Origin of the sequence: Candidatus Halobonum tyrrellensis G22 (assembly GCF_000495475.1) — an archaeon.
GTDB lineage: Archaea > Halobacteriota > Halobacteria > Halobacteriales > Haloferacaceae > Halobonum > Halobonum tyrrellense.
Genome location: NZ_ASGZ01000034.1, coordinates 1 through 26224, shown reverse-complemented (window position 1 = coordinate 26224; position 26224 = coordinate 1). Strand labels below are relative to the sequence as shown.

Here is a 26224-nt window from a genome sequence, read left to right as displayed (position 1 = left end):
CCGACCGACCGCTACCCGCCCGTCCCGTCCGTCTCGTGTTGCCGGCGCTCGACCGTCTCGCGGGCGCCGTCGTACTCCGCCTCCCGGCGGAGACAGCGGTTGGTGCGCGCGCGCCCCCGACCCCCCGTCTCGGGGGCGGGGAACTCCTCGTCACACCGCGAGCCGAACGCCTCGCGCATCCGCGCTGCGGCCGCCCGGTCGTCGCCGTGGCTCGCGTCGTCGACGGCGTCGTCGACGACCGCCCGCGCGTCCGGCGGGAGGTCGGCGGCGTCGAGTACGTCGCGGGCCGCGTCGGTCAGCGACTCGTCGTCGACCGACATCCCGAGCAACTGCTTCGCCCGGGTCGCCGTCGGCGTCTCCGCGCGGGCGCGCGTCCGGAAGAGCACGCGGAGCGCGTCGAGCGCGCGCCACGTCGCCTCGGGGAACGACCAGTCGTCGGGGCGGATCTTCGCCGGACACCGCGTGGCGAACGGACAGCCCGACGGCGGGTCGCGCGGACTGGGCGGCGCACCGCGGAGCGTGACCCGCTCGCCGTCCCACGGCGACCCGCTACCGGGGATCGCCGACAACAGCGAGACGGTGTACGGGTGGCCGGGGTCGGCGTACACCTCCCGGGTCGGCCCCGACTCCACGATGCTCCCGAGGTACATCACGGCGACCCGGTCGGCGATGTGTCTGACGACCGAGAGGTCGTGCGTGATGAACAGGTACGTCAACCCGAGTTCCGCCTGCAGGTCGTCGAGCAGGTTGATGATCCGCGCTTGCACCGACACGTCGAGCGCGCTCGTCGGCTCGTCGAGCACGAGGAAGTCGGGTTCGAGCGCGAGCGCGCGCGCGATGCCGACCCGCTGGCGCTGTCCGCCCGAGAACTGGTGGGGGTAGCGGTAGAAGTGCTCCTCGTTGAGCCCCACGCGTTCGAGCAGGTCGGTGACGCGCCCCTCGCGGACCGCCCGCTCGTCGACCAGCAGGTCGACCCGGACCGCGTCGGCGTCGACGGTCACGTCCACCTCGTCGGCGTCGAGCGGGAGGCGGTCGCGGACGGCCACGTCGGCCGACCCGTCCGCGTCGACCCCGACCGTGAGGTCGGGCGTCCCGTCCGCGCCGGCGGGGACCGCGTCCCCCTCGACGCTCCGGTCGCGCGCGTCGCCCTCGACGGCGACCGTGAGGGTGGGCCAGTCGTGTGCGTCGAGCGGTTCGCGCACGATCTCGCCGACCGTCATGCGGTCGTTGAGACTCTCCTCGGGGTCCTGGAACACCATCCCCGCGTTCTCCTGCCACTCGCGGCGCTCGGCGCGCGAGAGGTCGGTCACGTCGCGGCCGCTCGCCTCGACGGTGCCCGCGGTGGCGTCCTCCAGCCCGAGGAGGGTCCGCCCGAGCGTCGTCTTGCCGCAGCCCGACTCGCCCACCAGTCCGACGGTCTCGCCCTCGTAGACGTCGAGGTCGACGCCGTCGACCGCCTGGACCGGCGGCTGCGAGGAGAGGATCGACGAGTCGGTGTAGTACGTCTTCAGCCCCCGGATCGACACCAGCGGCTCGTCCGACCGCCCGGCCGCCGCGCCGTCGCGACCCGGCTCGGCCTCCGGACGCGCCGTCATTCGCGCCCCCCCGCGTCGTCGGCGCCCGCGGCGTCCGGAGCGTCCCCGCCGCCGTACGCCGCCCCCGCTTCGATGTCGAACTCGTCGTCGTGGAGCAGACACGCCGCCGTGTGGTCGGCCGACGCCGACCCCACCGCCACCGGTTCGGGGTGGACGCGCTCGCAGTCGGGGGCGGCGTGGGGACACCGCGGCGCGAACCGGCAGTGGGTCGCCGGCTCGGTCGGCGTCGGCACCTCGCCCTCGATGGTCGGCAGGCGCTCGCCCGGACCGCTCCGGCCCGGGATCGACTCCAGGAGCGCGCGCGTGTACGGGTGGGCGGGGGCGTCGAACAGCTCCGCCGTGGGCGCGCGCTCGACCACCTCGCCCGCGTAGATGACGTTCACGCGGTCGGTCGCCTCCTCGATGACGCCCATGTCGTGGGTGATGAACAGGATCGCCAGCCCCTCCTCCCGTTGGAGGTCGGCCAGGAGGTCGAGGATCTGCGCTTGGATCGTCACGTCGAGCGCGGTGGTCGGCTCGTCACAGACCAAGAGATCCGGGTCGCAGGCGAGCGCGACGGCGATCACCGCGCGCTGTTGCATCCCGCCCGACAGCTGGTGGGGGTACTCCGACACCCGGCGGGGGGCGTCGGGGATGCCCACCGCCTCCAGCAGTTCGACCGCGCGCTCGCGGGCGGCGCTCCCGCGGAGGCCCTGGTGGATCTTCAGCGCCTCGCGGATCTGGTTGCCGACGGTGTACACCGGGTTGAGCGAGCCGCTGGGGTCCTGGAAGACGATCGAGATGTCGCCGCGGTGCTCGCGCCACAGCCCGTCGGTGAGGTCGTCGCCGCGGAAGCGGATCGACCCGCCGTCGATCGACCCGGGCTCGTCGACCAGCCCGAGGATCGACCGGGCGGTCACCGACTTGCCCGACCCCGACTCGCCCACCAGCCCGACCGTCTCGCCCTCGTAGATGTCGAACGAGACGCCGTCGACCGCGTGGATCGTCTCGCGTTCGGTCCGGAACACGGTCCGGAGGTCGCGGACGGCCAACAGCGGGTCCCCGTCCGTCTCTCTGTCGCGCACCGGGTCCGGGTCCCGAGCGGAGTCGGCTGTCGGGTCCGCCCCGCGCCCGTCGGAGATGCGGCTCACGCCCCACCACCCCGGCCGGCCGCCGCGCCCGACGCGCTGTCGGACTGCGGGTCGATCGCGTCGCGGACGCCGTCGCCGAGCGCGTTGAACCCCGTCACGACCAGCGTGATCAGGATGCCGGGGATCAGCGAGACGTGCCACGACCCCGTGGTCACGTAGTCCTGCCCGAGGTTGACCGCGCGGCCCCACTCGGGGGTGGGGGGTGCGACCCCGAGTCCGAGGAACGACAGCCCCGCGATGGCGATGATCGCGCCGCCGAGCGTCATCGACCCGTAGACGAGCAGGTAGCCCGTGATGTACGGGAGGATGTGTCGGCGCATCACGACCGACGGCTTCTGTCCGAAGCTCTTTGCGGCGTCGATCCACTGGCGTTCGGACACCTGCAGGGCGGGACCGCGCACCGACCGCCACATGTACGTCCAGCCCGTCCCCGCGAAGATCAGCGCGAGGACGAACCCGCCGCTGTACACGCCGTCGATCCACGTGTCGTCGAGCACCGTCGTGAGCATGATCAGTAAGAGGAGTTGCGGCATCGCCATGATCGCGTCCGACAGCAGCACCATCCCGAGGTCCGCCCGGCCCTTGTAGTACGCCGCCGCGAGCGCGAGCGAGGTGGCTATCGACGCGCTCAGCCCCACCGAGAGCACGCCGATCACCAGCGAGATGCGCGACCCGACCGCGAGGAACGTGAACAGGTCGCGGCCGGTCGGGAGCGTCCCGAACGGGTGATAGCGGCCGAAGTCGTCGTACTGGCCGGGCAGCACGCGGTCGGTGTCGCCGCTCGACTGGGAGGCCAGGTTGGCGTCGCCGACGAGGGTCGTGTCGACCTGCTCGGTCTCGGCGTTCCAGTAGCTGATCTCGTTCGAGTAGGAGTTGCGCATGTTCTTGTCGACGGTCGTCGGCCCGAGCGCGGGCGCGAACACCGCCATCACGACGAACATGAACACGACGACCAGCCCGAAGACTCCCCACCCGTGCGAGCGGAAGCGGTCGACCACGTCGTCGCGGGGCGTCCACGCCGCGGTGCGGTACTCCCGGCGGTAGAGGCGGTAGCCGAGCACCGCCCACCCCGCGACCGCGAACGCGTACGCGTACACCAGCGCCACCCGGAGCGCCCACGCGACGCCGGGGCGCAGTCCGAGGAACGTGTCGACCCACCGCCGGCCGTTCCAGTAGCCCGCGTTGGGGATCGTCTCCCGCGAGAGCAGCGTCGGCACCGACGCGGCGGCGCGTTCGACCGCAGCGAGGGCGCCGACGCCGGGCGCCGACAGCGTCGCCAGCACGTCCGCGAGGAAGCCGACGACGAAGTTCGCGAACGCGCCGGCTTCGAGCGCGAACAGGCCGACGCCGAGCGCGACCCAGACCGCCCCCGGCGCGCCCGTCGGGAGGACCGTCGACCCCGAGGTTCGCTCCTCGTGGGCCATCTCAGTTGCCCTCCAGCCCCACGCGGGGGTCGATCAGCGTGTACAACAGGTCCTGTAGCAGGTTGATTCCGACGATCATGAGGATGAATACGTACATGAGCGTGCCGACCAGCGGCAGGTCGCCCTGGATGGCCGCCTGGAAGAACAGCCAGCCGATGCCGTTGATGCCGAACACCGTCTCGACGAGGACGGAGCCGCCGATGAGGAGGAACGCCTCGCTCGTGATGATCGGCACCAGCGGGACGAGCGCGTTCCGGAGGATGTGCTTCCAGACCAGCGCCCGCCGCGAGACGTTCTTCGCGCGCGCGAAGTCGATGTAGTCCTCGTTTCTGACCTCCAACACCGCGGTCCGGCCGATGCGCATCTCGTTGCCCATCGACGCCGACCCGAGCACGAGCGCCGCCGGGAGCACCTTCTTCGTCGCCGCGAGGAACCCCTCGACGCTGCCGATTCGGGACATGTTGGGGCTGCCCGTGAGCGCGTCGAGCGGCACCCCGAACGACTGCCAGTCGAACCCGAAGAAGATGGCCTCGGAGTTGCTCAGCACCGCGATCAGCATGATCGCGAGCCAGAAGTTCGGCATCGCGCGCCAGACGATACCGCCCATCGAGGCGACGTAGTCGGCGGCGGTGTTCGAGCGGAGCCCCGCGTAGAAGCCGAGGGGGACGCCGACGAACACCGCGATCAGCACCGCCCAGAAGCCCAGCCAGAGCGTCCGCGGCAGGAAGTCGAGGATGAGCGCGTTCACGTTCGACCCCTGGTACAGCAGCCACGTCTGCCCGAGGTCGAACACGAACAGGTTCGTCGTCCAGTCGAGGTAGTGTTCGAGCGGCGGCCGGTTCAAGCCGAGTTGGGTCTGGGCGGCCTCGTACGCCGCCGGGTTGCGCGTCTGCCCCTCGCTGAGCAGCCGGGTCGCCGGGTCGACTGGCCCCATGAAGATGATGAACCACGTCATCGAGGCTCCGAGCCAGACGACCGGGATGCTCATCAGCAGGCGCTTGCCGAGGTACGTGAGTTTGCTCACGGGGGTCCTCCTTGGGGTGCGAGTCGAAGACGGAGTCGGGAACGGTCGGAGCGATTCGGGTACATACGGTAGTCGAACGGGTCCGCGGGCGACGAACGGCGGTACTGCGACGAGACCGGCGGCCGCGGGGCGGCCGTCAGCGGTTCAGCGTGAGCTGGTCGAACGTCTGGTTCTCCATCACGCCGTGCATCTCCACGTCGACGTAGTCGTGCCAGAAGCGCTGGTGGGTCGGGTGAACCGTCGGGAGCTCCTGGACGGACGCCCAGTTCATCTCCTCGATGGTCTGGAACGCCTCCGCGCGCGACTCGGCGGTCGCGTCGTCGGCCGCGTAGTTCTCCCCCCAGGCGTCGAGCGTGGTCTGGCGGTACTCCTCGGTGAAGTAGCTACCCTCGGCGCCCCACCGGGTGAACTGACCGCTGGGGCTCTCGCCGTAGAGGAACCGGAGGAAGTTCTGTGGGCCGGGGTACTCCATCCCGTCGCCGAGCCCGAACACCTGCATGTCGCCGGAGATGGCGCGGCTGATGATCGTGCCGAACTCCGCCTCCTCGATCTCCATGTCGATGTACGCCGACCGGAGCTTCGACTGGAGTCGGGTGAACACCGAGCCGTACGCGTCGTCGCCCGAGATGGTGGTGGCGGTGATCGAGAAGCGTTCGTTCTCGCCGTAGCCGTCCTCCTCCATCACCGCGCGCGCCTCGTCGAGCAGCGTCGCACCGTAGCCGTACGGGTAGCCGTCGGCGCCGAACTCGGTGTTCGACTGGTAGCCCGACTCCGCGTGCCGGTCGTACGTCTCGACGGAGGTGACGCCGTCCTCGAAGGTGGGGTACGGCGCGGGCGGCGTGATGTGGTAGCCCGCCTTCGCGTTCCCCTTGTAGACGTTCGCCGCGATCTCGTCTTGGTTCATCGCGTACGCGAACGCCCGGCGGACCGCGAGCGGGACCTCCAGCGTGTTGAACACGAGGTACTCCGTCCGGAGCGCGGGCACCTCGCCGTAGTTGACGGTGGTGCCGTCGTCGAACTCGTAGGTGCCGACCGAGCGGTTGCCCGTCGTCTCGTCGATCGAGACGTTGCTCGGGTTGAACGACGCCGTCGGCATCTCCGAGAGGATGTCGGCGTTGCCGTTCTGGAACCGGCTGAGCCGGGTGTTGCCGCTGCCGACGACCGTGTAGGTGATCCCGTCGATCCGGGGACCCTCGCCGTAGTAGTCGTCGAAGGCGGTGAGCTGGATCTGGCTCCCCTTCGTCCACGAGTCGACCTCGAACGGGCCGAGCGCCGAGAACGTCGGGCCGCCGTTGGCGGTGCTGAAGAACTCGTTGTAGCCGAACTCGCCGTCGTACCCCTCGACGTCGCCCACCGCGTTCTCGGGGAGGATCGCGAACGTCCCGCCGGCGATCTGAAAGAGGGTGTACGCGAACGGCGACGCGAGCGTCATCTCGACCGTCCGCTCGTCGACCGCCTCGACCGCGAGCGACCCCGGCACGTAGTCCGCGAGCGTCTCCTCGTCGGTCGGCTCCGACAGCGAGGCGTCCTTCTCGTGTTCGACCGTCATCGTCTCGCCGATGATGTCGTCGCGGTTCCGGGAGTTCTCCGACCCCGCGAGCCGGCGGAACGAGTAGACCACGTCGGCGGCGGTGAGTTCGTCGCCGAAGCCGTGGAACGGGACGCCCTCCCGGAGCGTGAACGTGTACGTCAGCCCGTCGTCGGACATGGAGTAGTCCGACGCCAGCGCCGCCTCGGGCGGGTACAGCCCGTTGGGGAACTGCATCAGCGACCGGTTGTACTGGCTGTAACCGGCGCCCGACCCCTTGGCGTTGATCGGGTCGAGCGTCTGGACCGACCCCGTGGCGAGCATCTGGAGCGTGCCGCCGGAGTCACCGGAGCCGTCGGTGGACTCGGCGGTGTCGCTCGCGTCGGTCTCGTCGCCGCCCGACTCGGTGGTCGCGGCGGTGGTCTCCGTCTGCTGGGAGGGTCCGCTCGAACAGCCAGCGAGCGCGGTCACCGCGCCGGCGCCGGCGGCGGTGAGAAATCCTCGACGTGTGGTGTCCCGAGACATCACACGTACCTGACTGGTGCGCGGATAACTGGGTTGCTAATTCTCGTCTCCATGGGAACGTAGTTCACGTTTTGATACAGACATCTATATATGCATGACGATCCGTTCGAGGATCCGAAGCGGTTTGTACGGATGTCAACAACGGGGCTGCATGCCCGAGACGACCGGCGACGGCGCCAACGGGTGGGGTCGGACGCTGGAGGCGGCGACCGAGATGACCGAGACGCTCCGCGCCGACGGCTGGGAGGTCGTGACGGTGCGGGCGGCACACGTCGCCCCGGAACCGCCGAGTCACGGCGACTCCGACCGGTTCGGCTTCGTCTACGTCGCACAGGGCGAGGACGCCGACGCGTTCACCGCGGCGGTCGACCGAGGGGAGTTCGACGGCTACGAGGTGTTCAACCGCCGGCAGGGGACCGACCTGTACACGCTCACGCGCGTGACCGACGCCGACCGCCGGCTCGCGGTCCTGCTCGTCGGCGCAGTCGACCTCTCGAAGGCGGACGAACTCGTCGAGACCGCCCGCGACCGCGGCGAGATGTACTCGCACGTCCAGTTGCTCGACGGCGAGCATCTGGGGAGTTTCCACCACGACGACCCCGCGCCGTTCCTCCCGGAGGAGGCGTGAACGACGACCGCGCCGCCGGGTCGGTGCTCGCGCGTCTCGCCCGGCCGGCGGGACCGCACACCCGCTTCGCCGTCGTCGCGGACCCCCACGTCGCGACGCGCGCGGAGGGCACCTCGAAACTGTTCGAACACAGCCGCGACCACCTCGCGGCCGCCGTCGCGGACATCAACGACCGGGCGGTCGACGCGGTGCTCTCGCCGGGCGACCTCACCAAGGACGGCGAGCCGTGGAACTACGACGCGGTCGACGAGGTGCTGTCGGACCTGGACGCGCCGTTCTACGCCGTCCCCGGCAACCACGACGTGCCCAAGGAGAGCGACGAACACGACCGGCTACCCGTGTCGGGGTTCGCCGAGCGCTACGGGCCCGGCGAACTGCCGTTCCGCGTCGAGGTGGGCGGACTCGACGTGTTGGGCGTGAACAGTTCGGGGACGAGCGACCGCCTGTACGACAGCCACGACGGCCGCGTGACCGACGCCGACCGCGCGTGGCTGGCGGACGCGCTCGCGGACGCCGAGCGGCCGGTCGTGCTGGTCCACCACAACTTCCCGCCGGTCTCCGACCAGGTGGAGGCGCACCGCGAGGCGGAGCCGGAGATGGCGCTCCCGCCGGTCATGCGCGACCCCGACCCGCTGGCGGAGACGCTGGTCGAGGGCGGGGCGGACGTGGCGTTCACCGGCCACTACCACCTCCCCGCGACCGGCTTCTACGGCGGCGTCCGCGAGATAGCCGCGCCGACGACGTGTTCGTTCCCGCAGGCGTACCTGCTGTGTGAGACCACGCCCGACGGCACCACGGTCCGGTTCGTCCCCGTCGCCGACGAGGCGGGTCTGGGCCGGGCGCACGCGCTCCGGACCGCCGACTCGGTCACCTCGCGCGGGCTGACCGCCCTCGCGGCCGCCCGGGTCGCGTCGTTCCCGCTGGTCGACGAGTCGTAGCGCTCGGCCGTCCGCACCGGACTCTATATAGTCCGGTCGCCCTCCCCGGCCGACGCCCCTCTCACTCCCCGCCTCCCGCCGCGGCCGGCCGTGACTCCCGAGCCGAACGTCCCGTCGCGCCGCCCCGCGTCACGGCCCGTTCGTGCGGGCCGAACAACTGTCCGTTTCTATAGAATTTGTAGTACGTTTCGAGAAACGAAGTGGTTCGGCGACTCCGGTCGGCGGCCGTGGCCGGGCCGGAGCGGTGTGCGGTCGCGGCAGCGAGCGCCGGCGCGCGTATCAGGCCACGTCGACGGGTACGCCCTCGGCCGCGCTCTCGCGGAGGGCGTCGAGCGTCCGCACGTTCCCCAGCGTCTCCGCGCGGTCGACCCGCGGGGGCGACCCGCTCTCGGCCGCCGCGGCGAACCCCTCGACTTCGCGTTCGTACTGGTCGACCGCGTCGAACGTCTCCTCGACCCGGCGGCCGTCCACCTCGTAGCGCATCGCCACCTCGCGCTCGCCGGGCGCGAAGCAGTCGCGGGCCTCGAGGAACCCGTCGACCGCCTCGACGCGGTAGCGCTCGACGTGGGCGGTGTCGAACCCCGCGGCGACCCGTGCGGTCCGGCCGTCGTCGTACTCCAACAGGCCCGCGACGTCGGTGTCGACGCCGCTGTCGCGCGTGTCCGCGAAGTGAGCGTACGCCCGGTCGGGTTCGCCGAGGAAGCCGCGGGCGGCGCTGACCGCGTACGACCCCACGTCGAACAGCGCGCCGCCGCCCAGATCCGCGTCGAGGCGGATGTCCGGCGGACCCGGCAGTCGAAACGTGAACGTCGCGTCGACCGAGCGCACGTCGCCGAGTTCCTCGACCGCCACCTCGCGGGTGCGCTCCGTCCGCGGGTGGAACTGGTACATGAACGCCTCCATCAGCGTCACGCCCGCGTCCGCACAGTGGTCGAACAGGTCGACCGTCCGGTCGGCGGTCGTCGTCAGCGGCTTCTCACAGAGCACGTGGAGACCGGCGTCCGCGGCGCGTTCGCTCCACTCCGCGTGGAGCGCGTTCGGGAGCGGGTTGTACACCGCGTCGATATCCGCGTCGAACAGCGCCTCGTAGCTCCCGTACGCCTCCGTGATGTCGCACTCCTCGGCGAACCGCTCGGCGCGTTCGTGGTCGCGGGAGGCGACGGCCGCCGCCTCGTGGTCGCTCTTCCGGATGCCCGGAATGACCGACTCGCGGGCGATGTCCGCCGTACCGAGGATGCCGAATCGCACGGTCGATGCAACGGGGAGTCGAGTATAGGCCTTTGGGACCGGCGGACTGCGAGCCGCGAACGAGGGGGACTCACGCCGGACACGCTCGGCTCCTCGTCGCCACGGGCGGAGTCGGGTGACGCACGGCGGACGGGACGGCCGCCTCGGCGACCGTTCGACACAGGAATCAGACCAGATAATAGGAGTTGATACGCCGGCGAGGTTTTATTACCAGCAACGAACCAGACGGAGTAATGTCAGTTACCGAAACCGGCGCGACGACCGTGCCGGCGCCGGTTCCGCCGGGCGACGCGGCGGCGTGGTACGCCCCGAACGTTCGCGAGCAGTACGAGGTCCACCCGGGCGTCGTCGCCACCGTGAGCGGGCCGCGCGCCGACGGGATGTTCGAGTACCGAGTGCGGGAGCCGACGCTCGGTCCCGGGGGCGAGGCGGCGTTCGGCCGCGTCGCCGAGCGGTTCGACGGCGGCCAGCACCGCCGGCCGCTGACCCGCGGGGGGACCGTCGAACGCGCCGCCGCGGGGTTCGAGCCGAAGTACGAACGCGCGCTCGACCGCCTGGTCGACGCGACGCCCGCGCTCCGCAGGCGACTCGACTACCACGCGCTCCGGGAGTTCCGCCTGCTCGGAGCCGCGACGCCGCTCGCGCTCGACGACCGGATCGAAGTCGCGGACGCCGGCGGCGACGGCGGGACGCTCGTGGTCCACACCGAGACGTTCGCGCCCGTCGAGACGGACGTCCCCGTCGACGCGCCGTACGCCAATCGCGTGGCGAGCGAGCGCCTGCGGAGTTACTCGGTGCCGTTCGAGGGGTTCGACGTGGGCGTCGTCGTCTACCGCGACCACCTGCTCGGCGAGGACCGCTTCACCACGAAGTACGCGGTGCGGGAGCCGCCGCTGTTGCCGGGCGACGAGGACCTCATATCCGAGTGTAAAGAGCGGATCTGGGAGACCAGCGTCGACGGCGTCGTGGAGGACCGCGCGGGGTTCGTCACCGCGCGGGCGCGGCGCTTCCTCGCCCGCCGGCTGACGGCGAGAAACACCCGCGCGTGGGTCGAGACCGCGCGGTTCCGGGCGCGCCGCGCGCTCGCGGCGTACGACCTCGCGGTGCCGCCCGTCGACTCGCGGTACGCCCGCGACCGACTCGACGACCTGACCTACTACGTGGTCCGCGACTTCGTCGGCGAGGGGATCCTCACGGTGCCGCTGCGCGACTCCAACCTCGAAGACGTGGAGGCGAACCGGGTGGGCGAGCGGGTGAAGGTGGTGCCGCGACTCGGCGTCGGCGCGGGCGGCCGCGTGCCGACGAACCTCGCGTTCGACGACGAGACGCAGTTCGTCAACGTCGTCACCCAACTCGCGGCGCGCGACGGCACGGAGTTGAACGCGTCGACCCCGAGCGCGAAGGTGAACCTCGACCTGCCGGGCGTGACGGAGACGGTCCGGTGTGCGGTCGCGCTCCCCGTCATCTCCGAGGACGGTCCACACCTGTCGGTGCGCAAGCAGGCCGCCGACCCGATGACGCCCGTCGACCTCGTCGAGAGCGGGTCGCTGTCGACCGAACTCGTGACGCTGCTGTGGCTGCTGTACGAACACGACGGCGTCGTCCTCTTCTCCGGGCCGACCGGCGTCGGGAAGACGACGCTGATGAACGCGCACATGCCGTTCGTCCCGTTCGACGCCCGACCCGTCTCCATCGACGAGGGGAGCCGCGAGGTCCACCTGCCCCACGAGACGGGCATCTCGCTCACCACCCGGGACCACGAGAGCGAGTACAAGCGGGTGACGATGGCGGACCTCATGACGGAGACGAACTACCTCAACCCGGACGTGGAGGTGATCGCCGAGATCAACACGCCCGAGTCGTTCCGGACGTTCGGCGAGAGCCTCAACACCGGTCACGGCGTCCTCGGGACGACCCACGCCGAGGACGTCGAGACGCTGGTCAACCGCACCATCGAACAGGGGCTTCCGGCGTACCTCCTCGGTGAGATCGACTTCGTCGTCTTCCCCAACCGCGTCGACGGCGAGCGCTACGTGAGCGAGGCGGTCGAACTCGACACCGCGGCGTTCGACGACTGTGCGGGCGCCGGCGGCCGGATCGAGAAGGACGGCGAGACCGTCCACTGGAACCGCGTCGCCGGCCGCGACGCCGACGGCGCGACCGACCTGGCGTACGACCACCCCGAACTGGGCGACTCGGTCCGCCGGCTGGACCACCGCCTGTTCCACCGTCTCGCCGAACGGACCGACCGGTCGGTCGAGGCGGTCGAAGCCGAGTTCCACCGGAAACACCGGTACGTCGAGTACCTCGTCCGCGAGGGGGTGACGGACTTCGAGGCGACGTTCGACTTCCTCGCGGACCTCCGGACCGACGAGGCGGCGACCGTCGAGCGCGTCCGCCGCACGGCGACCGGGACGAACGACGCGAGCGACGCGACCGGGACGAACGACGCGGAGTCGGCGGGCAGTGCGGACTCGGCGGACGACGCAACTCCAGCGGCCGACGCGAACGACGCCGGCGTCGCGGACGAGGCCGGACCGGCGGGGAGCGTCGATGGCGACTGAGTCGGCCGACGGGCGGACGGTCGCGTCGGACCTCGACGACCCCGACGCCGGGCGCGCGACCGGGGGGAGCGACTTCTCGGTGGTCGACCGCGCGCTGTACGCGCTGTTCGCCCGCCACGCGGACGACGACCGCCACGCCGTCGACCGCAAACGCTACCGCGGGACCGCGCTGAAGACCGGGTTCGACGTGTTCCTCGCGCGGGCGTACGGTCTCTCCTGGCTCGCGGGTCTCGCGGTCGCCGGGTGGACCGCGCTCCTCGTCGGGGCGCTCTCGCCGGGGGCGTTCGCGGCCGCGGGGGCGGCGCTCGCCGACGCCGGTCTCCCGGTGCCGTCCCTCCCGCGGCGGTACGTCGTCGCGTCCGTCGTCGTCGTCGCCGGGGTCGGCGCGAAGGCGACGACGGTCCGCCTCGGGAGCGCGTACCTCCGCTGGCGCGCCTCCGCGCGCCGGGCGGCCATCGAGCGAACCCTCCCCGGCGCCGCCCGCTACCTCCACGCGCTCTCGTCGGGGAGCGACGGCCCGCGGGCGATGCTCGCGCGGGTCGCCGACAACGAGGCGTACGGCGAGACCGCAGTATCGATACGCGCCGCGCTCAACACCGCGGCGCTGACCGGCAGCCTCCGCGAAGGGTTGGGCCGTGTCGCCCGCGACACCCCCTCGCGGGACGCGCTCGCGCCGTTCCTGCTCAAGTTCCGCGAACACGCCACGCAGGGCGACGACGCGCTCGCGACGTACCTCGGGATGGAGTCGCGGATGTTGGGCCAGCGGGGCGAACGCACCCGCGAGCGCAACGTCGACTTCATGGAGCTGGTCGCGGAGCTGTTCGTCGTCCTCCTCGTCCTCCCGGCGCTCCTGGTGGTCGTGCTCACGGTGATGAGCATTCTCGCGCCCGGCCTCTCCGACCCGGTGGCGACGCCGCTCGGCACCACGACGGTCCGCGCGCTCGCCGTCTACGGCAGCGCGGCGTTCGTACTCGTCGTCGGCGGGGTGGCCGCGCTGGTCGTGAGCGGGCTCCGCCCCGCCGACCAGCGGGTGAGCTACCGGGCGCCGCGGCGTCCGGTCGCACTCCTCCGGACGGTGCCGTCGAACCCCGCGAGCGCGGCGGTGGTCTGTACCGTCCCGGCGGCGGTCTGTGTCGCCGCCGTCCTCTGGACCGGCGGGCTCCACCCCGTGAACGTCGCACTCGCGGGCTACGTCGCCTACGCGCTGCCGGTCGGTGCGGTCGCCGTCCGGCGGGGACGGCGCGACGACGCCAAGGACCGGGAGATATCCGACTTCGTCCACGCGGTCGCCGGGCACGTCGGCCTCGGACGGCCGCTTCCCGACGCGGTCGAACGGGTCGCCGAGGAGGTGGACCTCGGCCCGCTGAACCCCGACGTCGCGGACCTGGCGTTCAACCTCACGCTCGCGGGCAAGGAGTCGGAGGGGCTGCGGACCGCCGCGCTCGAACGGTTCGTCGAGCGGGTGGGCACGCCGCTGGCCGCCCAGACGATGGGGCTGGTGACGGGCGCGCTCGACGCCGGCAGCGACGCCGAAGCCGTCTTCGACACGCTCCAGACCGAGATCGGTCGGCTCTACCACGAGAAGCGCGCGCTCCGGTCGAACATGTCGGTGTACGTCGTCATCGGCTGGACCACCGCGCTGCTGGTGGTGGGCATCGTCGTCGCGGTGAACGCGACGGTGCTCGACGGGTTCGCACAGCTGTCGCAGACCGCGGGCGCCGGACGGGCCGCGCTCGACCCGAACGCGGTCCAGCCGGCCCGCGACGGGATGCGATTCTACGTCGTGACGCAGGCGACCGTGCTCGCGTCGGGCTGGTTCGCGGGCGCCGCCCAGCGGGGCGGCTACGCGATGCTGCTCCACTCGGGCGCGATGAGCGCGGTGTGTTTCGTCGTCTTCGCGGGGGTGGGCGTGATATGACCGGCTCGACCCGCGGCGACGCCGACCGCGCGCAGTCGCACGTCGTCGGCGTCGCGCTCCTGTTGGGCATCACCGTCGTCTTGCTCGCCGGGCTGACCGCGACCGTCGGGACGGTCGTGGAGTCGAACGCCGCGGGCGTCGACGCCGGCCGGGTGGCCGCCGACGTGGACGACGCGCTCGCGCCAGTCGAGACGACGGGGAGCCGCACCGGCCCCCTGTCGTACGGCGACGGCCGTCTCCACACCGAGAACCGAACCGTCCGACTGTTGAACGGCGACCGCGTCGTCGAGACCGTCGACGCGGACGCGCTCGTGTACGACCGCGGCGCCCACCGGGTGACGTTCCTCGGCGGCGCGGTCGTCCGCGAGTCGGGCACGAGTACGACGTTCGAGTCGGAGCCGCCGCTGTCGACGTCGACCGACGCGCTCGTCGTCGGCGTGGGGGCGCTGGGCGACGAGTCGGTCGACACCACCGGCGGCGGCCGCCTGACGCTCCGGACGCGCGTCACCCACGAGCGGGCCGCCTACGACGTGGGGACGTGGCGTGTCGCCGTCGAGACGGCGACGCCGGGCGTCTGGGAGCGCTACTTCGACCGGCGCGGCGGGGTCACGAGCCGGCGGGACTTCGACGACGACGGGACGACCAGCGTGGTCGCGTCGTTCCCCGGCCGGCGGGCGTACCTGGTGGTCCATCGGATGCGCCTGGAGGTGGACCCGTGAGCCGCGCGCGCCGCCGGAGCGAACGAGGCGGACGAACCGGCGACGAGCGGACGCGAGCCGCGCCGGGCGCGACCGGGAGCGACCGCGCCGTCACGCCGGTCGTCTCGAAGACGCTCGAACTCGGGTTGGTGTTGCTGTTCGTCGGACTGACCACGACCGCGCTGTACGGCAGTGCGGTCCCGGGCTACCGGACCGCCGCGGGCGACGAGATGGCCGACCGGACGGTCGCCGCCGCCGCCGAACGTGTCGAGGCGGCCGTCCCGCCGGCGGCGCGCCGGGTTAGCGTGGAACACCGGGTGCCGCTCCCGGCGACGCTCCGGGGGTCGGCCTACCGCGTCGTCGCGGCCGACGGAACGCTCGTCGTCGACCACCCGAACCCGGGTATCGAATCGCGCGCGCGACTCGCGCTGCCGTCGCGGGTCGTCTCCGTCGCCGGCGCGTGGGAGAGCGAGGCGGACGCGCTCGTCCGCGTCGAACCGACCGACGGCGGCGTCCGCGTGGAGCTGGTGAGCCGATGAGCGGGCGCGACCCCGACGGCGAGGAGCCGACCGGGCGCGGACAGGCGAACCTGGTCGCGCTCGCGACGGCGCTCGTCGTGCTGACGGCGGTGCTGGGGAGCGCGCTCGCGGTGGCGGACGGCGCGCTCGCGAGCGCCGACCGCGACCCCGCCGAGCGGCGGGCGGCCGTCGCGGCGGGCGAGCGGCTGGTCGCCGCCGACGCGCCCGTGACGCGCCGTGCGAACGTGCTCGACGCGGGCACGGTGGGGACGCTCGACGCAACGCGACTCGCGCGCCTGGTCCCGCCGCTCGACGGGACCGCCTTCCGGGTGCGGCTGGGCGACGAGACGCTCGCCGAGCGCGGCGACCCGACCGGCGGGGCGACCGTCCGCCGGCTGGTTCTGGTGTCGACGGCCACCGAGCGAACGGTCGACGTCGCCGCCGACCGCCCGGTGTCGCTCCCGCGCCGAACCGCTCGGGTCCGTCTCGACTTCTCGGGGACGAACGTCACGACGGTCCGGGCGAACGGCCGGGTGGTGCTCCACCGCCCCGGCGGCCTGCGTGGCGCCGAGACCGTCGCCGTCTCGCGGCTGGAGACCGCCCGGCTCCGGTTCGGCGACGGGGCGACGGGGACGGTCGGCGTGACCTACTACCCCGAGCGGACCAGGAAGGCGACGCTGGCGGTGACCGTCGATGCGTGAGCGGCCGGGTCGGTCGGCGGGACGACACGGGCGGGACGAACGGGACGACGCGCCGGCCGCGCGGGGGCAGCTGTCGCTGTCGACGGTCGAGGCGGTCGTCGGCGTCGCGTTCGTCCTCGCGACGGCCGCGACGTTCGGGATGGCGCTTCCCGACCCCGGGACGGCGGAGGCGCAACTCGACGCGTACGCCGACGACGCCGCGACGGTGCTCGTCGAGGAGCCCCCGCGGCACGCCGGCGGGACGCGCCTGAGCGAACTCGCGCGGTCGAGCGCGGCGTTCGACCGCGAGCGGGACGCGCTCCGCCGGCGCGTGGGGCGGATCCTCGGCGACAACCTCCTGTTCCGCGTCGAGACGCCCCACGGCGCCGTCGGCTACACCCGTCCGCCGGACGCCCCGCTGGGTCGGGCGTCGGTGCCGACCCGCGGCGGCGAGGTCGTTCTCTGGGTGTGGTACGCGTGAGCCGGGCGGGCGGCCGGACGACCGCCGACCGGGGGCAGTTGGTCCTGCTGGCGGCCGCGCTGGTCGCCGTCGCGCTGGTGCCGATGGCGTTCGCCTACCTCCAACTCGGCTCGCACCCGGACGTGGCGGCGAGCGACCCCGGCGGCCGGCCGGCCGAGGAGGCGGTCCGCGCGGTCGAGCGGGCGGCGGCCAACGCCTCCGGGAGCGTGGCGAGCGCGTACGACTGGGAGGACCGGGCCGCCGCGGCCGCGACGTTCGAGCGCGCCTTCGACGCCGACGCCGCGCGGATCGAACGCGCGCGCCTCCGCGAGTCGGTCGCGGTCGGTATCGAGGCGAACGCGACGGCCGCGGCGGCGTGGGCCGACGCCGGCTGTCCGGCCGGCGAGAACCGGCGGTTCGGGTCGTGCGAGGCGGTCGACGGGCTCGTCGTCCAGGAGCGAGCCGGGACGACGGCGGTCGTCGCGCTCGCCGTCGACGTGACGGTCACCGAACCGCGGGGGACGACGCGGCTGACGGTCGTCCGGACCGCGCCGTTCGCGTGAGCGGACCCGCCCCGGGTCGGTCGTTCCCGCGCCGTCGAACGAAACGAACGGTGTGAACCGACGGAACCGAGGGGAACCGACGGGAAGCGACGGGAACGGTCGGAGCCGATTATGTGGGACGCGACGGGACGGATCGGCGACGGATGGCGACGAACTCCGACCGGTCGACCGACCGGCGCGACGGCGGGAGGGACGACAGCGCGAGCGACGGGGACGCGGGGACGCGACCGGACCGCGACGCCGAGTCGACGCGCGGCGCGACGGCCGCGCGTCGGTCGTTCGAGGCGGACGAACGAGCGGCCGCGCGGGCCGAACGGGAGCGGACCCGCGGCGGCGACGAACGCGCGCGCGAACGGGACCGGGAGCGGAACCGCCGACGACGGGGGTGGAACGCGGTCGGGGTGGTAACCTCGTTGGGGGCGACGTGTCTGTTCGGCGTCGGCGGTCTCTTAGCCCGGTCGAGCACCCTCGTCGCCGCCGCGTCGGTGACGTTCGTCGCCGTCGGCGTCCTCCTGGCGCGGAGCGGCGTGCGCCGACTCCCTTGATATCACCTCCGATAATTTGACAGTAGCTTTGAAGTAACCTCTGGGCCGATAGGTAGTCACCATGAGATATCCGGACGGGGCGTGTCAGAACTGCGGCGAACGGCTGTACGCGACCGCAGACGGGGGGACGTTCTGTCCCAACTGCGGGAACCACCACGACGCCGTGGCCGAGGAGCGGTCGGGCGGCGAGTCCGACCCGAGCGAGGCCGTCGCGGAAGCGTCCTGATCCGTCGGCCCGCCGGGTCGACCCCTTTCTCCGCTCCGACGCGCGTCGCGTCGGCCGTTCGGGCCAGCACTGCCCGTCGGTGCTCGCGAACCCGCGAGTCGGAAGCGTCGCCCGCGGGTCCGCGGTAGTCCGAGTCGCGAGTGACGGCTCCCCGAGAGTCGTGGTTCGGATGCGGTCCGGATGCGACCCGACCGCGGCGGTACCGACGAAACGAGTGTCGCCGTTCCGACCGCGAACCCGGAGCGAGAAGGAGGAGGAGAACCCCGACCGCGACGGCTCAGTCGTCGAGCGCGGCCGTGAACTCGGCCGTGGTGGACTGCTCACCCTCGTCGTCGGCCGGGACGGTTCCGGCGGATGCCGCCCGCCGGAGGGCGTCGGCGTCCGACTGGAGCGCGGCGGCGAACTCCGGGTCGAAGTCGGCCTGGTCGTCCGCGAGCGACTCAGCCGCCACCACGAGCCGTTGGATCTGCTCTACCCCGAGCGAAACCGACGTCGTGAGACCGCGTTCGAGTTCTCCAGTCATCGTCTGTCTTCGAGTTGGCGAGGGAGTAGTAAACCGTTTCGCTCCGAATATCAAAACCGATTTCGAATCGGGACGACCTCAGAACTCGGCGAACTTGTCGCGCCGGTAGAGGTTCAGTTCGCTCACGGTGTCGGGCGCCTCGCGTGCGAGCGCGAAGCCGACCGCCTCGGCGACCGCCGCGGGGTCGGTGACGTCGCCCGGTTCGAACCGGTCTTCGAACGCCTCGCCGTCCTCGCCGCCGAACTCGGTCCGGACCTCCGAGGGGTTGATCACGGAGACCGCGACACCGTCGTCGCCGACCTGTCCTTCGAGGCTGTGGGCGAACCCGCGCGTCCACCACTTGGTCGCCGCGTACACCGGGTTGCCGGGCCGGGGGTGGTGGCCGGCGAAACTGCCGATGAACACGAGCGTCCCCTGCGTCTCGCGGACGTGCGGTAGCGCCGCCCGCGTCGCGTAGAACATCCCGTCGACGTTCACGTCGGTCATCGTGTGGTAGTCGTCGTCGTCCATCGACTCCACCTCGCCGCCGAGACCGACGCCCGCGTTGTTCACGAGCGCGTCGAGCGCGCCGAACTCCGAGACGGCGGCGTCGACGAGCGCGTCGACCTGCTCGCGGTCCGTGACGTCCGTCTCGACCGGCAGCGCCGCGGCGCCGTACTCGGCCGCGAGGTCGGCGGCGATCCGGTCGAGTTGGTCCAGCCGCCGCGCGCCGAGGACGACGTTCGCGCCCGCCTCCGCGAGGTGGTGGGCGATGGCCTCGCCGATGCCCGAACTCGCGCCGGTGACGACAGCCGTCTCGCCGTCGAGTGATCGCATACGCGGGCGTGGTCGTCCGGGAGCAAAGTCGTTCCCCCGTTGGCGGAACGCGCCGGGACCGAAACGCGGGCGGGCGCGTCGGCCCCGCGGTCGCAGTCGCTCGGGGCGGAGCGGGTCGGGACGAGGAGGGGAGCGAGTATCGGGGAGAAGCGCGCCGCGGAGCGGCCGGCCGGGTCAGCTCGACTCTTCGAGCGGCGAGCGCGCCCAGTCGGGTTCCTCGCCGTGCCGGACGACGATGTTCTCCCGGCCGATGCTGATCTTCCGGATCTCGTCGTCCTCCTCCATCCCCGAGAGCACGCGGCTCACCTTCGACTTCGACCAGCCGGTGGCGTTGACGATCGCCCCCTGGGGCATCCGGCCGCCGTGTTCGTCGAGCAGTTTGAGCACCTGCCGCTCGTTCGAGAGGGCGGTGGGCATCGGCTCGTCCGCGCCCGCGGCGTCGTCGCCCTCGCCCCCGACCGGGTCGGCCGCGGGGTCGCTCTCGTCGGCCGTCTCGGTCGTCGCGGCCGCGCCGGCGTCGTCGGGGTCGGAGTCGTCACCAGACCCGACGAACGGGAGCGAGCCGCCGCGCCGCCGGACCAGGACGGCGACGGCGCCGGCGGCGAGACACGCCCCCGCGACCAGCCCGACCCCGAGGAGGGTCGTCTCGTCGAGCCCGTCGGTCGGGTTGGTGCCGCTCTGGACCTCCGCGCCGTCCGGCCGGCCGTCGCCGTCCGTGTCGGGCTCCGTCGGGTCGGTGCCGTACTCGTTCACCTCCGGACCGTCGGCCAACCCGTCGCCGTCCGTGTCCGGTTCGTTCGGGTTGGTGCCGTACTCGTTCACCTCCGCGCCGTCGTCCAGCCCGTCGCCGTCCGTGTCGGCGGTGGTCGGGTCGGTGTCGTGGACGTTCACCTCCGCGCCGTCGTTCAGTCCGTCGCCGTCCGTGTCGGCCTTCGTCGGGCTGGTGTTGTACTCGTGTATCTCCGCGCCGTCGTCCAGCCCGTCGCCGTCCGTGTCGGCGGTCGCCGGGTCGGTACCGTGCGAGAGCACCTCCGCGCCGTCACTGAGGTTGTCGTTGTCCGTGTCGGGTTCCAGCGGGTTGGTCTCGTACTCGTTGACCTCCGCGCCGTCGCTGAGGTTGTCGTCGTCCGTGTCTGCGACGGTCGGGTCGGTCTCGTACGTCCGGACCTCCGCGCCGTCGTCGAGTCCGTCGTCGTCGCTGTCGGGGTCGAGGAAGCCGGTCGACCCGTTGATCTCCGCGCGGTTGCCGAGCCCGTCCTGGTCGACGTCGCCGTCGGCCGCGACGATGTGGATCGACTGCTCGGTGCTCGCCAGCACCGTCCCGTTCGACCGGGCCGTCGCCACCAGCGTCCGCTCGCCGGTGTCGTTGTTGGGCCAACCGTCGAACGCGAACTGGACGGTGGTCTGGGTCGCGTTCCCGGTCAGCGGCCGACACGCGAGCGTCCGGTCGGAGCCGCCGCCCGACGTGCCGAGACACACCGTCCCCACCCCGGTTCCGTTGACCGAGACGGACACCGACTGGGGCTGCCAGGCGGCGAGATACGCCACGTTGTCCGCCGTCACTACGACGCCGTCGTCGTCCACGGTCATCTCCAGCGAGGGGGCGGCGACGGCCGACCCAGACGACACCAGCAGGAGACAGACGACGACGACCGCAAACGCGCGACCACGCACCCCTGCGGGGGACCGGAAGTCCATCGTACAGTTGGGAGACGACGGGAGGTAAAAACGCCGTCGCAAGGGAGAATCAACTAGTAAGTAACGAGCAACAATTAGGGGCCGAAACAGCGCGCAACGCTCGAAACGCGACGGGACGGTCGGGGACCAGTCGAAACCCGACGGAAGCGTCGTGGACGATGACGCCGAGTTAATCCGGCTTCCGACGTGGGGTGGACTGCTACGATGCGAGAAACCACAACCAGGCGGAGGCTGCTCGCGGGACTGTCAGGCACAGCACTCGCGGCCATCGCGGGCTGTTCGGGCGGCGGCGGCGACGGCGCGGCCAACGGCACGGGCGAGGGCGCCGGTGCGGCCACGACCGCGATGGCGGGCGAGGGCACCGAGATGGACGCGGAGACGACCGAGGAGGAGGTCACCACCGACGAAGAGGAGACGACCGAGGAGGAGACCACCACCTCGACTGAAGAGGAGACGACCGAAGAGGAGGTCACCACCGAGGAGGAGGAGACGACCTCGATGCTCAACGAGACCGAGGAGGGCAACGAGACCACCTCGACGAACGAGACCGAGGGCAACGAGACGACCACCGAAGAGGAGTAACCGGCGGCCCTCGGCGGTCCCGGGCGAGTACACGCCGTTTTTCTCCGCGCGACAAACACGTCGGGAGCCACGGCCCCGGCACGGGCGTCGGGGTACCGCGTTCAGTCGGTCGCCGCCCCGCCGGTCGCGGCGGCGCTCCCCCCCGCCAGCCGCGACCCCAGTCGCACGCCGGGCGCGCCGAACAGCGACGCCGCGAGCAGCGCGACCGACCGCGGAGTCCGCCGCCACCACGCGACCAGCGCGAGGTCCGCGACGGCGCGGGCCGACCAGCGCCGGTCGGCGAGCAGTTTCGACGCGCGGAACTCGTGGGTGGACGCGAGCGCCCGCGCCCGCGTCGCCGGGTCGTACAGGTCGGCGTACTCGCGGACGATGTCGCGCCGCCCCTCGAAGACGCCGAGCGACCCGCCGAGCGACCCCGGCGGGTCGCCGCGGACGACCAGCGGTTCGTCGACGAACTCGAAGCGGGTCCGGCGCGCGAACTCCACCATCAGTCCCAGGTCCTGCGCGCCGGGGCGGTCCGCCAGCGGGAGCACCGCGTCGTAGAGGCGGCGCTCGGCGAGCATCGTCGAGGTGACGCAGGGGTACAGGTCGAACGCGAGCGCACGGTCGAGCACGTCCCCGCGGGCGTCCGGGTCGGGGTCGAACCGCCTGCCGTCGTCGAACGTCATGCCGCAGTAGGCGACGCCGACGCCCGTCGTCGACCCGAGCAGGTCGACCTGTCGAGCCAGTTTCTCCGGCTCCAGCCGGTCGTCGTCGTCGAGCAACTGGACGTACGCGCCCGCCGCGCGCTCGACCCCGGCGGTCCGCGCGGCGTTCGCGCCGCGGTTCTCCGCGAACGCCACGTAGTCGACGTCGTGCCGTTCGGCGACCGGGCGGGCGTGCGCCTCCCCGGAGTCGTCGACCACGATGGTCTCGACCCGGTCGTGCGTCTGGGCGGCGACGCTGTCGAGGGCGGCGTCGAGGCGGTCGTTCCGGTAGTGGGTGGGGACGACGACGGAGACGAGCGGCTGACCGTCCGCGTCGGGCATGCGCGGGTGGTACGGCCGGCCGGGGATAAGTACGTGCGGCCCGGGCCGTGCCGCCGGATCCGGGGTGAAGTTATCAAACTCGTGAATGGTGCGGAAGGATTATGTTCGAATACTCGAATTGGCGGGTAGTCAGTATCTTGGTGGGGTGGACGAGGGCAACATGACAGGGAACGGGGTGAGCGTGGACGGAGACGAGAACAGCTACGTCGAGCGCGACGAGATATACACGTTGTTGAGCAACCGGCGGCGGCGGAACGTCATCCACTCGCTGTTGGACGACGGGCCGGAGTCGACCATCGGCGAGTTGGCGACGCTGTTGGCGGCGTGGGAGAACGGCTGCCCGCCCGACGAGGTGACGTCGAAACAGCGCAAGCGCGTCTACACCGCGCTCCGGCAGACGCACCTGCCGAAACTCGCCGAGGCGGGCGTGCTCGCGTACGACGAGGACCGCGGCAGCGTCGAACTCACGCCCGCGGGGTCGGAGCTGCGGAAGTACCTCTGGCACCCCCACGAGGTGCGCTGGACGCGCTACTACGCGGCGGCGTGCGCGCTCGGGGTCGGGCTGGTCGGTCTCTCGCTGGTCGGCGTGTTCCGGGTCCCGCCGGCGGTGCTCGCCAGCCTGATACTCATCCCCTTCGCGGTGCTGACGGGCGCCAACTTCGCACGCACCCGCCGTGCGGTTCGGGACGCGCACGCCCGCGACGCCGACACCGGCTACGCGACGCCGAGCGGCCCGTCGTGGCGGTCGGTCAGGCCCGTCTCCGACGGCGGCCACGACGACGAGTCGGCCGACGACGACTCCGCGTCCGACGAGTCGGCCGAGGAGGCGACGGTCGACCGGGCTTCGGACTGAGTTTTCCGCCTTCGGGCGGGCCGATCCACCGTCTCCGAGCGCCGCGAGCGGACGCGGCGGTCAGTCCTCCCGGCCGTCCGCGCCGGGCGAACGGGTCGCGCGGGTCAGTCGCTCTCGCTCGGCGCGGAGCGTCCGCTCCCACACGGAGAACAGCGTCGAGTCGAGCCGGTAGCTCGTGTCGACGTCGCGCACCCACGCGTCGTCGGCGAACAGGTGCCGCTGGAACCGTCGGACGTCCGGCGGGAGCGTCTCGCGCCGCCCGCCGTAGTACGCCGCCGAGACGCGTCGGGTCCGGTCGACCAGCGACGCGGGCACGTCGACGCCCGCCTCGCGGGCGACGTGCGCGAACCACTCGACGTGGATGACGGCGTCCGCGAGCAGGAACCGGTCGTGAAAGCCCGACACCCCCGCGGTCGGGGGTGCGCCGTCGACGAGCACGTCCGCCGGACGGGAGAACGCCGGTGACGGCACGCCCCCCGCGGCGTCGGCGTAGGGGCGCGCCGCCCGGCGGAGCCGCCGCGCCGCGAGGTGGACCGGCCCGGTCAGCGCCGCGCGGTACCACGTCGGCGTCCACGGCAGGAACGGCGGGCCGAACTCCGCGTCGCCCAACAGCGTGGCCGCGACGGTCCGCGCGAGGTCGGGCGCGACGTCGGTCCGCTCCGCCCGAAGCGCCGCGTAGCCGTCGTCGCGCGCCGCCCGCAGTCCGGCCGCGTCGAACCCCATCCCCTCGGCCACCCGGAGCGTGTACTCCGCGCCGGCTCGGTACCACTCGGCGAAGTCGGCCGGCGTCCGACACGCCAGCAGGCGCAGCAGCGTCACACCCGACGGTCGGTCCGCGGCACGGTGACTCCTGCGGTTCCGTGGCGAGGATGGGGACCGGGTAGAGCCGGCGAGCGGGAGAGGTTAGACGGGACGGGCCACTCCGGTCGGACGGGACGGGCCACACCGGTCGGGTCGGTCGGAGTCAGCCGGCGGTGTCGCCGTCCGCGGCGTCGCCGTCGTCCCCGTCGACGTCGTCGACCACCTCCTCGGGTTCCGCACCCAACCCGGTCGCCTTGACGCTCTCGTCGTCGACGGCGCCCTCCTCCGCGCGGAGGGACGCGACCGAGTAGCCGACGGCGTGGACCGCGAACACCGCGAGCAGCGGCCCGAGGAACAGCCCGTACCAGCCGAACAGCGCCGCGCCGAGCACGTACGCGAACAGCACCAGCCCCGTGTGGATGTCCCGCCCGGAGAGGTACGGCCGCAGCACCGTCTGCGGGAGGATGTCGAGCAGGAGGAACGCGACGACGACGAACGCGACGGGGTAGACGAGCGAGCTGTCGGTCCGGACCGCCGTGGCGGCGAGGAACAGACCCGCGGGGACGTAGACGAGTTTGCCGACGACGATGGGGACGAACGTGGCGAGACCGGTGAGCAGCGCGAGCAGCGTCGGCGCCGGGAGCGCGACCGCCGCCGGGACGAGCGCGTTGTACCCGTTGTACACTCCCACGGCCGCGACGCCGACGAGGACGACCGTCACGAAGTTGCCGAAGTACACCCCTTCGAGGTCGGCGTCGACGGTCCGGAGGAACGCGTACCCCGTGCTGTCGGGGTCGAACACCCGCTCGCGGACCCACCGATCGACCTCGTCGCCGTCCCGGAGGAGGAAGAACACCAGCCCCATCACGAGCGAGAGGTGGAGGAGCACGTTCGCGATGGCGCCGAGCGTGCCGAGGAGCGGGCCGATCCCGTCGCGTACCTGGTCGATCTCCGCGAGCCGGCGCGAGAACCGGATCGGGTTCTCGACCACCGCCGACACCGACGAGGGGTCCCCCGGGAGCCGCGCGGTGACGAACCGGACGACGTCCGGGCCCGCGAACGCCGTCAGCTCCTGAAACGCCACGTAGCCGGCGTAGCCCGCGATGGCGAGTATCGGGACGACGAGCACCAACACCGTCGCGGTCGCGTCGAGACCGTCCGAGCCGAACACCCGGTCGAGTCGGTCGCGGAGCGGCCGGATGGCGTAGTAGACGAACAGCCCCGAGACGAACGTGCCGACGAACGAGTAGAGGAACAGCCCGACGACGGCCGCGCCGGCCACCCCGAGGAGCCACCAGCGCGCCCGCGACGGCGTCGGCAGTCGTCCCGTTCGGCTCATACGCGTACGCACTCGATAGGGGTACGAGTGTCCTGTGGCCGTTCGGTCGCCGGCGACCCCGTCAGCCGGGCGGGACCCCGTCTCCGGTCCGGGCGCCGTCACCGCCCGTCGCGTCCGCGTCGGCGAGTTGGTCCGACAGCCCCCACTCGCGGGCGCGGCTCTCCGCCTCCGCGCGCGCCTGCTCGCGAATCGCCTCGACCTGTTCCTCGTCGGCGAGGAACGACGCCAGCGCGTCGTGCGCGCCGGCGTCGTCGTCGCCCCGGTCGGCCGGCGCCGCCTCGCGCGTCCGCCGCGCGAGTTCGGAGTCGTCGGCGACGTCGCGGGCGGGCGCGCCCGGCGCCACCCGGAGGTCGGCGCAGTCGTGTGCGGCCG

Annotated in this window: 25 protein-coding genes and 1 pseudogene; 13 read left to right on the top strand and 13 right to left on the bottom strand. The window is 72.3% G+C overall.

Going from position 1 to position 26224, the window contains the following annotated elements; all coding sequences use genetic code 11:
• Positions 1-11: 11 nt before the first annotated feature.
• The 5 genes from K933_RS10350 to K933_RS10330 all read right to left on the bottom strand — a co-directional run bounded on the left by K933_RS10350 (position 12) and on the right by K933_RS10330 (position 7226).
• Positions 12-1595: an ABC transporter ATP-binding protein gene (locus K933_RS10350; protein WP_023394684.1), complete on the bottom strand. Its 1584-nt coding sequence runs from the start codon at positions 1593-1595 to the stop codon at positions 12-14.
• Positions 1592-2659: an ABC transporter ATP-binding protein gene (locus K933_RS10345; protein WP_049947783.1), complete on the bottom strand. Its 1068-nt coding sequence runs from the start codon at positions 2657-2659 to the stop codon at positions 1592-1594. Before K933_RS10345 ends, K933_RS10350 begins: the two co-directional genes overlap by 4 nt.
• Positions 2660-2721: 62 nt before the next feature.
• Positions 2722-4149 (bottom strand): ABC transporter permease, encoded by a 1428-nt coding sequence (locus K933_RS10340; RefSeq protein WP_023394682.1) that lies wholly within the window; start codon positions 4147-4149, stop codon positions 2722-2724.
• A 1-nt stretch (position 4150) separates the two neighbouring features.
• A complete protein-coding gene (locus K933_RS10335) occupies positions 4151-5173 on the bottom strand; it encodes an ABC transporter permease (protein WP_023394681.1) in 1023 nt (340 codons plus the stop codon).
• Positions 5174-5309: 136 nt separating this feature from the next.
• On the bottom strand, positions 5310-7226 hold the full coding sequence (locus K933_RS10330; RefSeq protein WP_049947774.1) for an ABC transporter substrate-binding protein: 1917 nt from the start codon (positions 7224-7226) through the stop codon (positions 5310-5312).
• Positions 7227-7377: 151 nt separating this feature from the next.
• On the opposite strand from K933_RS10330, the gene K933_RS10325 reads away from it, so the two are divergent.
• On the top strand, positions 7378-7854 hold the full coding sequence (locus K933_RS10325) for a DUF7529 family protein (RefSeq protein WP_023394679.1): 477 nt from the start codon (positions 7378-7380) through the stop codon (positions 7852-7854).
• The gene (locus K933_RS10320; RefSeq protein WP_023394678.1) at positions 7851-8792 is read left to right on the top strand and encodes a metallophosphoesterase family protein; all 942 of its coding nucleotides are present in this window, start codon (positions 7851-7853) and stop codon (positions 8790-8792) included. The genes K933_RS10325 and K933_RS10320 overlap by 4 nt, the downstream gene beginning before the upstream one ends.
• Positions 8793-9071: 279 nt before the next feature.
• Here the strand turns inward: K933_RS10320 and K933_RS10315 are convergent, their stop codons facing one another.
• Positions 9072-10040, bottom strand: coding sequence for a Gfo/Idh/MocA family protein (locus tag K933_RS10315; RefSeq protein WP_023394677.1), 969 nt, complete (start codon positions 10038-10040; stop codon positions 9072-9074).
• Positions 10041-10273: 233 nt separating this feature from the next.
• On the opposite strand from K933_RS10315, the gene K933_RS10310 reads away from it, so the two are divergent.
• From K933_RS10310 to K933_RS18730, 9 genes are all read left to right on the top strand, one after another.
• Positions 10274-12604, top strand: a complete 2331-nt coding sequence (locus tag K933_RS10310; RefSeq protein ID WP_023394676.1) for a type II/IV secretion system ATPase subunit — start codon at positions 10274-10276, stop codon at positions 12602-12604.
• A complete protein-coding gene (locus tag K933_RS10305; protein WP_080509252.1) occupies positions 12594-14522 on the top strand; it encodes a type II secretion system F family protein in 1929 nt (642 codons plus the stop codon). The genes K933_RS10310 and K933_RS10305 overlap by 11 nt, the downstream gene beginning before the upstream one ends.
• The gene (locus K933_RS10300) at positions 14519-15241 is read left to right on the top strand and encodes a DUF7289 family protein (RefSeq protein WP_023394674.1); all 723 of its coding nucleotides are present in this window, start codon (positions 14519-14521) and stop codon (positions 15239-15241) included. The genes K933_RS10305 and K933_RS10300 overlap by 4 nt, the downstream gene beginning before the upstream one ends.
• Complete coding sequence (locus K933_RS10295; RefSeq protein ID WP_023394673.1) at positions 15238-15759, top strand: DUF7266 family protein; 522 nt, start codon at positions 15238-15240, stop codon at positions 15757-15759. The genes K933_RS10300 and K933_RS10295 overlap by 4 nt, the downstream gene beginning before the upstream one ends.
• On the top strand, positions 15756-16439 hold the full coding sequence (locus K933_RS10290; RefSeq protein ID WP_023394672.1) for a DUF7263 family protein: 684 nt from the start codon (positions 15756-15758) through the stop codon (positions 16437-16439). Before K933_RS10295 ends, K933_RS10290 begins: the two co-directional genes overlap by 4 nt.
• Positions 16432-16899 (top strand): DUF7262 family protein, encoded by a 468-nt coding sequence (locus tag K933_RS10285; protein WP_023394671.1) that lies wholly within the window; start codon positions 16432-16434, stop codon positions 16897-16899. Before K933_RS10290 ends, K933_RS10285 begins: the two co-directional genes overlap by 8 nt.
• Positions 16887-17441 carry a DUF7261 family protein gene (locus tag K933_RS19030; protein ID WP_023394670.1) on the top strand — a complete coding sequence of 185 codons (555 nt, stop codon included), beginning with the start codon at positions 16887-16889 and terminating at the stop codon, positions 17439-17441. The genes K933_RS10285 and K933_RS19030 overlap by 13 nt, the downstream gene beginning before the upstream one ends.
• A 143-nt stretch (positions 17442-17584) precedes the next feature.
• The gene (locus tag K933_RS10275) at positions 17585-17986 is read left to right on the top strand and encodes a hypothetical protein (RefSeq protein WP_023394669.1); all 402 of its coding nucleotides are present in this window, start codon (positions 17585-17587) and stop codon (positions 17984-17986) included.
• 61 nt (positions 17987-18047) lie between these two features.
• Positions 18048-18212, top strand: coding sequence for a hypothetical protein (locus K933_RS18730; protein WP_023394668.1), 165 nt, complete (start codon positions 18048-18050; stop codon positions 18210-18212).
• Between the two features lie 277 nt (positions 18213-18489).
• Here K933_RS18730 and K933_RS10270 read toward each other — a convergent pair whose 3' ends face one another.
• From K933_RS10270 to K933_RS10260, 3 genes are all read right to left on the bottom strand, one after another.
• Positions 18490-18735 carry a hypothetical protein gene (locus K933_RS10270; protein ID WP_023394667.1) on the bottom strand — a complete coding sequence of 82 codons (246 nt, stop codon included), beginning with the start codon at positions 18733-18735 and terminating at the stop codon, positions 18490-18492.
• Positions 18736-18813: 78 nt separating this feature from the next.
• On the bottom strand, positions 18814-19551 hold the full coding sequence (locus K933_RS10265) for an SDR family oxidoreductase (RefSeq protein ID WP_023394666.1): 738 nt from the start codon (positions 19549-19551) through the stop codon (positions 18814-18816).
• 174 nt (positions 19552-19725) lie between these two features.
• Positions 19726-21249 carry a helix-turn-helix transcriptional regulator gene (locus tag K933_RS10260; RefSeq protein WP_049947772.1) on the bottom strand — a complete coding sequence of 508 codons (1524 nt, stop codon included), beginning with the start codon at positions 21247-21249 and terminating at the stop codon, positions 19726-19728.
• A gap of 204 nt (positions 21250-21453) precedes the next feature.
• On the opposite strand from K933_RS10260, the gene K933_RS10255 reads away from it, so the two are divergent.
• Entirely contained in the window at positions 21454-21831 is a 378-nt protein-coding gene (locus K933_RS10255; protein WP_152529802.1) for a hypothetical protein, read from the top strand.
• Positions 21832-21932: 101 nt separating this feature from the next.
• Here K933_RS10255 and K933_RS10250 read toward each other — a convergent pair whose 3' ends face one another.
• The gene (locus tag K933_RS10250) at positions 21933-22859 is read right to left on the bottom strand and encodes a glycosyltransferase family 2 protein (protein ID WP_023394663.1); all 927 of its coding nucleotides are present in this window, start codon (positions 22857-22859) and stop codon (positions 21933-21935) included.
• A gap of 160 nt (positions 22860-23019) precedes the next feature.
• Here K933_RS10250 and K933_RS10245 point away from each other — a divergent pair, with 160 nt between their 5' ends.
• Positions 23020-23712: a DUF7344 domain-containing protein gene (locus K933_RS10245; RefSeq protein ID WP_152529801.1), complete on the top strand. Its 693-nt coding sequence runs from the start codon at positions 23020-23022 to the stop codon at positions 23710-23712.
• 60 nt (positions 23713-23772) lie between these two features.
• On the opposite strand, the gene K933_RS10240 is transcribed toward K933_RS10245, so the two are convergent.
• The 3 genes and pseudogenes from K933_RS10240 to K933_RS18375 all read right to left on the bottom strand — a co-directional run.
• A complete protein-coding gene (locus K933_RS10240; protein WP_023394661.1) occupies positions 23773-24531 on the bottom strand; it encodes a hypothetical protein in 759 nt (252 codons plus the stop codon).
• 145 nt (positions 24532-24676) lie between these two features.
• The gene (locus K933_RS10235) at positions 24677-25852 is read right to left on the bottom strand and encodes an AI-2E family transporter (RefSeq protein ID WP_023394660.1); all 1176 of its coding nucleotides are present in this window, start codon (positions 25850-25852) and stop codon (positions 24677-24679) included.
• Positions 25853-25913: 61 nt separating this feature from the next.
• Positions 25914-26224 (bottom strand): annotated as a pseudogene (locus tag K933_RS18375) (hypothetical protein); the annotation flags it as partial.